This window comes from Erwinia sp., assembly GCF_031978025.1.
Classification (GTDB): domain Bacteria; phylum Pseudomonadota; class Gammaproteobacteria; order Enterobacterales; family Enterobacteriaceae; genus Erwinia.
In genome coordinates this window covers 1-9837 of the sequence record NZ_DALZCD010000158.1, presented here as the reverse complement: position 1 = coordinate 9837, position 9837 = coordinate 1, and the positions used below count along the sequence as shown (strand labels likewise).

Below are 9837 nucleotides of genomic sequence, written 5' to 3'. Positions count from 1 at the left end.
TTCTACCTGCGCCGTCAGCTCCTTCGCATCCACTTCGATTTTAGCTATTTTCATTAAAATATCGATTACCAGCTGTTTCATCATTCATCCCCGAAATTAATTATCCCAGAAATTACCATTACACTTAGAAACGAGCAAACTGAAACGCCGCCGGCTGCCCCTTCTGCAACATTCTGCTCCACTTCTCTCGTTTTTAGCGCATTTTATAAGCAAGATGGCCGTTTTCCCCAGGTAAAAGCAATTATATTTCCCGTTTCGCCTGGCTAAATGCCCCATGTGAAGTAAATTTAATCCTGTGATGGCTATCACATCATTATCACAATAATAACGTTGGCAAGGGAGTAACTTGTGAATCACACCTCAAACGGCGGGACAGCCGGCACTCAGGCGAGTACCTCGACCGAACCCCTGGTAAAAGTCATCGCGTTTATCGCCACCCTTGGCGGTTTACTCTTTGGCTACGATACCGGGGTGATTGCAGGCGCATTGCTGTTTATGAAGCATGACCTGCATTTAACCTCATTAACCACCGGGATGGTAACCAGCTTTTTGATTCTGGGTTCCGCTATCGGCGCTATCTTCGCCGGACGCGTGGCGGACCGCTTTGGCCGTAAAAAAATCATTTTGGTGATGGCGGTGATCTTTTTGATCGGGTCGCTGGGCTGTGCCACTGCGCCAAACGTGCAAATGATGATCACCTTCCGCTTTATCCTCGGCCTGGCCGTAGGCGGCGCGGCGGCTATCGTGCCCGTTTACATCGCGGAAATCGTCCCGGCAAATCGCCGTTGGCAGTTCGTGACGCTGCAGGAACTGATGATCGTCTCCGGTCAGCTGATCGCCTATACCAGCAACGCTGCCATCAACGAAGTCTGGGGGGGCGAAACCACCTGGCGTTGGATGCTGGGCGTAGCCTGCGTCCCTGCGGTTATCCTGTGGGTCGGCATGCTATTCCTGCCGGATACGCCTCGCTGGTATGCGATGCATGGCCGCTACAGAGAGGCGCGCGACGTGCTGGAGCGCACCCGCCATTCACGCATGGTAGAAAAAGAGATGGGCGAAATTCGCAAATCAATGTCTTCTAAAAGCGAGAAAAACGCCCTTCGTAAAAAAACGATTTCCACCTGGATGAAACGCCTGGTGGGGCTGGGTATCGGCGTGGCGATGCTGCAACAGCTTTCCGGCGTGAACACTATCATGTTCTATGCGCCTACCATGCTGCAGGCTACCGGGTTGGGCACTAACGCTTCGCTGCTGGCAACCATCGCTAACGGCGTCATTTCCGTTATTATGACCTTTGTGGGTATTATGCTGCTGAGCCGCTTTGGTCGTCGTCCGCTGCTGTTGACCGGCCAGATTGGCTGTACCTGCACGCTGTTGGCGATTGGGCTGCTGACCTGGCTGATGCCGGAAACGGTTGATGGCCATCCGGACGTGCTGCGCAGCTATCTTGTGCTGGCCGGAATGCTGATTTTCCTCTGCTTCCAGCAGGGCGCCCTGTCGCCGGTGACCTGGCTGCTGCTTTCGGAAATGTTCCCGATGCGCATTCGTGGGATGGCTAACGGCATCTCGGTGTTCGCTATGCAGATGACTAACTTCTCTATCGCGTTTCTTTTCCCGACGCTGTTGGAAAAGTTTGGTCTGACCAACACCTTCTTTGCTTTTGCCGCTATCGGCATCGCTGGCGGCATTTTCGCGGTGCTGTTCGCGCCGGAAACGCAGGGCAAGACGCTGGAACAGATTGAAAAACATTTTAAAAAACATCTGCAGGACGATCCGGTTCCGCAGACGGATCATTAATCGCGGCGCCAGGGAAGGCGCTTATATTTCAACCGGGAAACTTCCTGATCCTGCCGGGCAGGGATAAACAAATAAAGAGGCCTGATAATGGGAACGGCGATATTTATGGTTTTGATGGTTTGCGGCTACTGGTATACCAGTCGCGACCTCACCACCCGCTTTAAAATTAAACGCTCTTTTGGTTGGGACGTCTACTTTCTGGTCGCCCTTTACGGTTGTATCTTCGTCTTACAGGGCGTGATTGCTACGGGGCTAATCTGGCTTTTTCTGCTCGCCTGCTCCAGCCTGTTGAATATCATGCCTGAGCTAACGGGTGGTCATCACCACAACTGGCAAATAGAATTTATGAACTGGAGCTTTTTAGGTATCCAGGCGCCCGTTGTGGTGATGCTCTCTTTTGCCGTGGCTTTTTGCCTTTATCGTTCGAACTGGTCCGGCAGCGCAAGGCTGAACAGCACGGGCCGTAAAAAGCTCTATAAAGAACTCTCACGCTCCAATGGCGTTGAAGGCATTCTTTTTCAGTGTATGGAAGAAGGCGAGCTGGCCTGGGTCACGCTGAAATCGCGCCGCATCTATATCGGTATGATCCACACGGCTTCCTTTGAGATTGAAAGCACGGCTAATATCGTGCTGATCCCGATGCTGAGCGGCTACCGTGATGGTAAGACACTGAATCTGTGCGTAGAACACAACTACAGCAAATGGTATGCGGAACATAACATCACGCTGGATTCCGATCCTAAATCCGCGATGGCGTTCCGTAAGGTGATTATGCTCAGTCAGATCGAGAGCCTGTCGTTGTTTGATGCGGCCAGCGCCAGCGCGCTAGCCTTCGACAGTGAAGAGGATGACGAGCAGCCGCCGCAGTAAGCTCTCTGAGGGGCTGGTGCTTCATCAGCCCATCAGCCCATCAGCCCATCAGCCCATCAGCCCATCAGCCCATCAGCATAGTGATAAACCAAAACCCGGCAAACGTCATCAGCAGCGAGCCGATCACATGCGTCAGGACAGAGATCATCGCCCACAGATAGTTTCCCGCCTGCATCAGCGTGACGATCTCCAACGAAAAGGTGGAGAACGTGGTCATGCCGCCGCACAGGCCGGTGGTGATTAACAGTTTCCAGGCAGGGTCAAGCTGCGGGTTACGCAAAAACCATGCCATGGCTGCGCCGATAATAAATCCGCCCAGCAGGTTAACCAGTAACGTTCCCGGTGGCAGAGCAGGAAAAAGCGCGTTAAGACGTACGCCCAATAGCCAGCGAATAACACATCCAGCCGATCCGCCGATAATTACAGCGAGCAGAGGTTTAAGCATCAGGTTCCTCAACAGAATAAAGCGGATTGCGTAATAAGCCCGATACGCAGAACGTTGGGCCAAAGAGCGAGCCTTCAGCTTCTTAATAACAGAATGACCGGAACAGGCGATCCCACAATCCGGGCCAGTCAGCGTAATAAGTCCGGTAAATTTTTGCAAGCCATGCCCCTGAAGCGTACGCCGCTGATCTAATTACTTCCATGAATTTATTAGCTTTTGTAGCGATTCAGCCGGACTGCGCTATGCTTGCTTTGGTTCAGCTACAAGGAGATCCTGCTGCCTCATGCGTGTAATTACCCTGCCGCGACACGATTTACTGTTGGGTCTCTGCTGCTTGCCTGCCCTGCTTATTATCTACCTGACCGGGTTTACTTTCGGCCAGGTACAGGCTGCTGGCCTGGTCGCGAGTGGCGCACTGACGCTGGCGTTCGGTGCCAACAAAACCTGGGACGGGTCCTCGTTTTCTCTGCTGTTCACTACCACGCTCGGCATGGCCTTTTCTTCCTGGCTTGGCTGTCTGGCGGGCAATGTTACGCCGCTTTATATTGCTGGCGCGATGCTTTATGCCGCCGTTTACGTCACGATGGCGAACGTGGATGAGAGCGCATGGTGGATGCTGTTGCAGTGGTCGATCGCCTGGCTGGTTTCCGGTTATTTTGCCGGTTCGCCAGAGCACGCTACCGATCGGGCGATGTTGATCGGCGCGGGAGGTTTAGTCCAGATGCTTTTCTTGTATCTGGTATTCCGCCGCTACCCTTTTTATCTGAAAGACGTTAATCCCCGGGCATGGGTGCGTTTTTTACGCGTCACCACGGGCAAATATAAGCATAAAATCCATCTGCAATGGTCGGTCTTCTTTGCCCTGCTGGCGATGGGCCTGGCGCTCTCAGGCGTGGAATTTTTCCACCTTAAAAATGGATATTGGGCGGGTATGACGCTGTTAATTTGCCTGCGAAATAACTATCGGGATTCGCTGTCGCGGGTACGTACGCGCCTGTTGGGTACGCTGATGGGCAGTATCGCGGCAGCGGCGCTTATCGATCTCTGTGATTCACCGCTTTATCTGATTGGCGGGTTTATGCTGTTTGGCTACATTGCCCTGGCCTGGTCCTATTCGCTAAGCGCTACATCCTATTTCATTTTTTCTTTTATCGTCACCATGATGGTGGTGTTTATGATCGCCAGCCTGGGCACTTCGCAAATCGTTGTCGCGACTCACCGTCTGGAAACTACCGCTATTGGCGGGCTGTTCGCGCTGTTTGCGCTGGTAATGACCCGCCTCTTTACCCGTCAACAGATCCTGCTGCGCCGAAGTAAATCGACCTGAACAGGCTGTGCAGAGAAGAAAGATACCCTTAACCGACGATACCGGTTAAGGGTAAGGATTAAGAGATCGCTTCAGGGTGCTCCTCTTCGTTGTTAACCATCACGGCCTGAATTTCTTCTTCGTCCAGACTGGGGTTCAGCGCGACGGCCAGCGGCGAACTGGCCAGGCTGTCCGGTATGGCCACATGGGGCGTAGGATTTTCGGCATTTTCCTGCTGGATCTCGCTACGGTGCCAGCTCAGTACCGCAATCATTACGCCACAAAGGGCAAAAAACAGATAGAGCATATGGCCGCCCAGCGGCTGCATCAGCGCGCCAGTGATCATTGGCCCGATACAGGCGCCGACGCCGAACGCCATCAGCAGGCAGGCAGTCAGCGAAACGCGTCTTTCCGGCGCTACGCTGTCATTCGCCATCGCCACCACCAGAGGATAAAGTGAGAACTGCATCATGCTGGTAATAAATGCCGCGCCGGTGACCCAAACAAAGGTGAAATGCAGCGGTAACGTCAGCAGCAGCGCCGTCAGTGAATAAAGCAGCGCGGTACCACAGAGCAGGCGATGCCGGTTAAAACGATCGGAGAGCCAGCTTAGCGGAAATTGCGACACCAGCCCGGCGAAAATCGTAATGGCCATAAACAGGCCGGTCTGGCGAGTGGTAAAGCCAAGCTGGCTGGTATACACGGGCGCCATGCCGTAGAAAGCGCCGACTGCCATACCGGTCGCCAGCGTAATCAGCAAAATACGCGGGATGGCACGGAAAAAATAGCCCAGTTCCATTGGCGCAGGCGACATCGGCTGCGCGTTGGTCCGGGTGGTAAGCGCAATAGGGACCAGGCAAAGTGCAAAGCAGACCGCCACTATCAACAGGCTTGCGCTCCCGGAAGATGCCTGGCTCATCAGGATGATCTGGCCGGACGACAGCCCCAGATAGGTAGCGACCATATAGAAGCCGAAAATCAGCCCACGCTGGCCTGGCTCCGCCTGATCGTTCAGCCAGCTTTCCAGTACCATGTACTGGCACATCATGCACAGGCCGATAATCAGCCGCAGGCCTATCCACGCAGGTAGCCACTCCGTCAGCCCATGTCCCAGCACGGAAGCCGTAATAATCCCTGCACAGGCAACGTAAGCGCGAATATGTCCCACACGCGCGATCAGGTTATGCCCTACCTTGCCGCCAATCACCAGGCCAATATAGTTGGCCGCAATAATCCCACCGATCAGGCTGCCGCTAACCTGTTCCTGTGCCAGGCGCAAAGAGACATAGGTGGTCAGCAGGCCGGACCCCAGCAGCATCAGCAGGGTGGTACTGTATAGCGGTAAAAAGGTCCCGAGAACTTTCTTCATTACGCTTCCTGTCTTTATTGCATAAAAGCAAACCTGAACTGTAAAAAGTAGTCGTGCTTTTACCGTGACAGCAAGATTAACTTGTAGAAAAATCGATAAAATAATGGTTTTTCCTTCGCAAGGATACCGTTAACGCTAATTAAGATAAGTGCTGAGTGACTTTTATCTTCTTAAGGGGAAACATTAAGTTATAACGCCCGCTGGATAAATCCCAGGCAAAAGAAATTTTTATCTGCAGCAGAGACGGTTGGGGTGGCAAGAATGTTAATTAATCAGGGGAGAGGCTGCCAGCACGGGATGAAAATAGCCTTTCTGCCGCCGATGGCTACGCCAAATTTGAGTTAAAAACAGGCTGCTTTCTTTCAGAGAATAGAAGGAAAAAAGAGTGTCTGACTACAGCTTCAGGCCGAATAAATATTGCCTTAAAAAAAACGGCTTTTAAATAAGGTCATAGCCTGATGCCTGAAATATTACAAAGCGTTTTCGGTCTTGCCCGGCCCTGACACTGAGTCAGAGCCGGTCTTCTGGCTGTACGGCTTTTACTGCCCCAAATCCCGCAGCTTTTTACCCGCCATTAAATTCCTTTCAATGTGCTCAAGGGTAATATTTTTGGTTTCCGGCACCAGCAAAAAGGTAATAACAATAAAGACCAAATTAAAGCCGGTATAAAGCCAGAAGGTTCCCGCCGCGCCGATGCTGCCCAGCAGCGTCAAAAAAGTCGCACCGATAATCATGTTCGCCACCCAGTTCGTGGTGGTGGAACAGGTGATGCCGAAGTCGCGGCATTTCAGCGGCTGGATCTCCGAACAAAGGATCCACACTACCGGCGCGGCGCTCATGGCGTAGCCTGCGATACAAAGCATGGTCATGCCGACCGCGACCCAGGAAAGGTTCATAGTGGCTTCGCCCTGCCCCACCTTCATCAAACAATAGCCAAGGATCAGCGTGGCAAAAGCCATGACCGAAAAGCCGATTTTCAAAATAGGCTTGCGGCCAGCCTTATCAACGGTAAAGACGGCGATGAAAGTAGCCAACATAAAGGTAATGCCCACCACCACTGTCGCCATCATCTGTTGCTGAGTGCTCTGAAAGCCCGCCATTTTAAAAATTTGCGGCGCATAATACATAATGATATTCATGCCGGTAAACTGCTGCATTCCCTGCAATAACATGCCGAGAAATACGGCGCGGCGGACATTGCTGTTTTTACGGAACAGCGCCAGCCCACCCTGCTTCATTTTCAGGCTTTCGCGGATCTCGTTCAGCTCTTGTCGCGCCTTATCGGACGTATCACGCAACATCCGCAGCACTTCTTCCGCTTCCACGTGCAGCCCTTTCGCTGCCAGCCAGCGAGGGCTGTTAGGTAGAAAGATCACCATGACAAACAGCAACACGGCAGGCAGGGCCAGAATACCTAACATGGCGCGCCAGTTGCCGCTATAGCTGAAGGCGGTATCCGATAAAAATGCCAGCAGAATGCCAAACGTAATCATGAGCTGATAGGTGCTGATCATTTTGCCGCGGATGTTTTCCGTTGCCATTTCAGAAAGATAAAGCGGTGCCGTATAGGAAGCGATGCCGACAGCCACGCCCAACAGCACGCGGAAAGCGAGCAGGACTTCCAGATTGACCGCCAGCGCGGATCCCAGCGAACCCATGATAAACAGCAAGGCGCCCGCCATCAGGCTATATTTTCGTCCCAGCCGATGGGACACCCAACCGTTACAGATAGCCCCGATCGCCGCACCCAACATCATGCTGCTGACCACCCACTCCTGCTCATGGCTGTCGAGCGTAAAATGCTGCGCGATAAACGGCAGCGCGCCTGAAATCACCCCGATATCCAGCCCGAATAGCAGCCCGGCCAGGCCCGCCGAAAAAGAAATAAAGATATTCATCCGCCGGACTTTATTTTTCTGCGTCTGCGGCAGCACCATACTGTTATTGATAGAAGACATCTTTGTAACCCCGGTTTTATCCTGACTGTCGGTAACATACAGACTTGAACAGGCCGGAAGTTATGTTAAAGAGTCCACAGGCATGGATAAAATGGCTGTGGCAACCGAAGTTGTGATGGCGATCGCATTCCTTTGCGCCACTCAGCCCAGCAATTCAGTTTGTGACCAGTTATAGGTGACCAGACGCAGCTTAATAGTGCCGCTGATTGAGCCATATCTTTGATTATTCCGCGCTTTAAAAAACTGCTGTAGCCGCTCGGGCAAAACCGCCGCGTGGTAGCGCAGCAGCGTGCTGTGCCAGAAGGTCGGGGGTTGCTCGCTGCCGTGATACCTTTCCCTCAGCAGGCTCGCCCAGTTGGAATGCTGTAATGCACGCCAAAAAGCCTGCCTTTTTGCGCTAGCCGCTTCATCCACTATTCCGGCAATAAGCAATTGATTAGGCAGCGCTACCAGCTGTAAATCGCGTACGGTAAGCACGCTTTCCAGCTCGTACGCTGCGGCAAGCTGCCTTAGCGTCTCGATATCCTCCGTCTGCGGGCGACGTTCGTAGCATGACGGGGTAATAGCCAGAAAAGTCAGATGAAAATGGGCAGGCTGCATGATATCGGCAAGCGGATCGTCCAGCACTAAATTCCGAAGCTCTGCCAACAACGTGCTTAACGCGGGGGTTAGCGAGGGCTGAATACCGGCGGCGATAGCTTTTAAATTCTCCGGATAGAAGCCGCTATGCGCCTTGGCGGTTGCTGGTTCATCCCAGACGCGCAGCGTTTCCTTTGAGCGCTGATGATAGATTTGCGTAAGGCTTTTATGGGTCATCCTGTTTCTCTGGTCCAGTGTAATCGGCATCAGTGTAGGAGGATCGGGCAGTGAAGAGCAAACGACGGGCTGACAGAAGAGAAACGCAGAGGGGGACAAAAACGTCCTTCATCAGGCGATTTTGTGGCGGGATTACTGCTGAGCTATCGTTGGCTTATTTACGCCTGGCACGTTGCTGAACCGCTACTGAGATAAACAGCAAGGCATTATTAAGAAGGATCGTACCTGGCCCGGCTTTATTCCCTGACTGTGGTGCGACGAGAGCCAGCTTCGGTGCAAAAGACACTAAAAAGAGCCGCTCCGGTTTTCGGAAGCGGCTCATGACAGGGGTTCAATCAGATATCCTCCTACCGATCCTCTTCGTCCTCTTCTTCATCATCGGACTCAACAAGATCGTCATCTTCTTCATCATCCTCCAGCGGATCGACGAGTTCATCGCTGCCTTCAGGGATATCGTCATGGTCCTCATCCGCTGGATATTCAGCGTCATCAGGGACCGGTTCCTGGTAATCCGGACGTTCAGACATAGCCACCTCCAACACCCCATATGGGTAGATCAACTATAGAAGCTGCGCCTGAACCGATCCCGCGCGGCCTCACAGATCTGACAAAACCCGTAGCGATTTATTCTGGCAACTTGTCGCCTGATTCTGGCGCCTCATCCGGGCTGTCTTTCTGCTCTTTTGGATCTTTTTCGATCCGGTTCTGTAAACCGGTAAAACGCGGATCTTTAGAATGACAGATGAACATAGGTGACCTCCTGAATAACGAATGAATAATAAGTATAAACGCAATTTTAAGATCTGAGTCCCGAAAGGCGTACAGGCGGGGCGGGATATGGTGACTTTTCGACCAGGCTGCTCTAAGGTTTTAACAGGTTATGACGCTATATCGTTTTTTTGATTAACGCGTTGAAGGGGAAAAAAATGGAAAAGATGACAGTTAAGTACGGCAATTTAACTTTTCCGGCCGAGTACAGCGAGACGCAGACCGGCGGCAGCGTCGTAGATAAAACGCTTATTATTAACAAGACCGAGCAAAGTACCGCGCTGTTTAGCGGTGCACTGAGGGAAACATTTAATTTCGAATCCGAACGACTGGGCGAAGAGGATTATATTCTTAGCGATGAAGTGCCACAGCATTTTATTTTCACCCATAAATAAGGCGCTACAGCTTTACGGCTATTTTGATGTAGGTGTGTCATAACCTTATCAGACGCATAAAAAAACCCGGCCTGAGCCGGGTTTTGTCTTTCGGTAGAGAACTTACTGCAGCA

Annotated in this window: 11 protein-coding genes; 4 read left to right on the top strand and 7 right to left on the bottom strand. The window is 52.3% G+C overall.

Annotation, left to right across the window (positions count from 1 at the left end):
- On the bottom strand, window positions 1-81 hold an 81-nt coding region (locus RTK32_RS13470; protein ID WP_312044751.1), incomplete at its 3' end, for a sigma-S stabilization anti-adapter protein IraP.
- Between the two features lie 267 nt (window positions 82-348).
- On the opposite strand from RTK32_RS13470, the gene RTK32_RS13465 reads away from it, so the two are divergent.
- On the top strand, window positions 349-1797 hold the full coding sequence (locus RTK32_RS13465) for a sugar porter family MFS transporter (protein ID WP_312044748.1): 1449 nt from the start codon (window positions 349-351) through the stop codon (window positions 1795-1797).
- A gap of 87 nt (window positions 1798-1884) precedes the next feature.
- The gene (locus RTK32_RS13460) at window positions 1885-2667 is read left to right on the top strand and encodes a hypothetical protein (RefSeq protein ID WP_312044746.1); all 783 of its coding nucleotides are present in this window, start codon (window positions 1885-1887) and stop codon (window positions 2665-2667) included.
- Window positions 2668-2731: 64 nt separating this feature from the next.
- Here the strand turns inward: RTK32_RS13460 and crcB are convergent, their stop codons facing one another.
- Window positions 2732-3112 (bottom strand): fluoride efflux transporter CrcB, encoded by a 381-nt coding sequence (gene crcB / locus RTK32_RS13455; RefSeq protein ID WP_312044744.1) that lies wholly within the window; start codon window positions 3110-3112, stop codon window positions 2732-2734.
- 283 nt (window positions 3113-3395) lie between these two features.
- Between crcB and RTK32_RS13450 the strand changes: the two genes are divergently transcribed.
- Window positions 3396-4439, top strand: a complete 1044-nt coding sequence (locus tag RTK32_RS13450) for an FUSC family protein (protein WP_312044742.1) — start codon at window positions 3396-3398, stop codon at window positions 4437-4439.
- Window positions 4440-4497: 58 nt separating this feature from the next.
- Here the strand turns inward: RTK32_RS13450 and RTK32_RS13445 are convergent, their stop codons facing one another.
- The 5 genes from RTK32_RS13445 to RTK32_RS13425 all read right to left on the bottom strand — a co-directional run bounded on the left by RTK32_RS13445 (window position 4498) and on the right by RTK32_RS13425 (window position 9311).
- Entirely contained in the window at window positions 4498-5787 is a 1290-nt protein-coding gene (locus RTK32_RS13445) for an MFS transporter (RefSeq protein ID WP_312044740.1), read from the bottom strand.
- A 539-nt stretch (window positions 5788-6326) separates the two neighbouring features.
- On the bottom strand, window positions 6327-7787 hold the full coding sequence (locus tag RTK32_RS13440; protein ID WP_312044749.1) for a sugar porter family MFS transporter: 1461 nt from the start codon (window positions 7785-7787) through the stop codon (window positions 6327-6329).
- Between the two features lie 99 nt (window positions 7788-7886).
- Window positions 7887-8561 (bottom strand): hypothetical protein, encoded by a 675-nt coding sequence (locus RTK32_RS13435; RefSeq protein WP_312044738.1) that lies wholly within the window; start codon window positions 8559-8561, stop codon window positions 7887-7889.
- Window positions 8562-8908: 347 nt separating this feature from the next.
- Entirely contained in the window at window positions 8909-9088 is a 180-nt protein-coding gene (locus RTK32_RS13430) for a hypothetical protein (protein WP_312044736.1), read from the bottom strand.
- A 97-nt stretch (window positions 9089-9185) separates the two neighbouring features.
- On the bottom strand, window positions 9186-9311 hold the full coding sequence (locus tag RTK32_RS13425) for a hypothetical protein (RefSeq protein WP_312044734.1): 126 nt from the start codon (window positions 9309-9311) through the stop codon (window positions 9186-9188).
- 176 nt (window positions 9312-9487) lie between these two features.
- On the opposite strand from RTK32_RS13425, the gene RTK32_RS13420 reads away from it, so the two are divergent.
- Entirely contained in the window at window positions 9488-9724 is a 237-nt protein-coding gene (locus RTK32_RS13420; protein WP_312044732.1) for a hypothetical protein, read from the top strand.
- Window positions 9725-9837: the final 113 nt, after the last annotated feature.

Coding starts and splice junctions, on each gene's coding strand:
- RTK32_RS13460 (WP_312044746.1), top strand. CDS start 1,885: ATGGGAACGGCGATATTTATGGTTTTGATGGTTTGCGGCTACTGGTAT.
- crcB (WP_312044744.1), bottom strand. CDS start 3,112: ATGCTTAAACCTCTGCTCGCTGTAATTATCGGCGGATCGGCTGGATGT.
- RTK32_RS13450 (WP_312044742.1), top strand. CDS start 3,396: ATGCGTGTAATTACCCTGCCGCGACACGATTTACTGTTGGGTCTCTGC.
- RTK32_RS13445 (WP_312044740.1), bottom strand. CDS start 5,787: ATGAAGAAAGTTCTCGGGACCTTTTTACCGCTATACAGTACCACCCTG.
- RTK32_RS13435 (WP_312044738.1), bottom strand. CDS start 8,561: ATGACCCATAAAAGCCTTACGCAAATCTATCATCAGCGCTCAAAGGAA.
- RTK32_RS13430 (WP_312044736.1), bottom strand. CDS start 9,088: ATGTCTGAACGTCCGGATTACCAGGAACCGGTCCCTGATGACGCTGAA.
- RTK32_RS13425 (WP_312044734.1), bottom strand. CDS start 9,311: ATGTTCATCTGTCATTCTAAAGATCCGCGTTTTACCGGTTTACAGAAC.
- RTK32_RS13420 (WP_312044732.1), top strand. CDS start 9,488: ATGGAAAAGATGACAGTTAAGTACGGCAATTTAACTTTTCCGGCCGAG.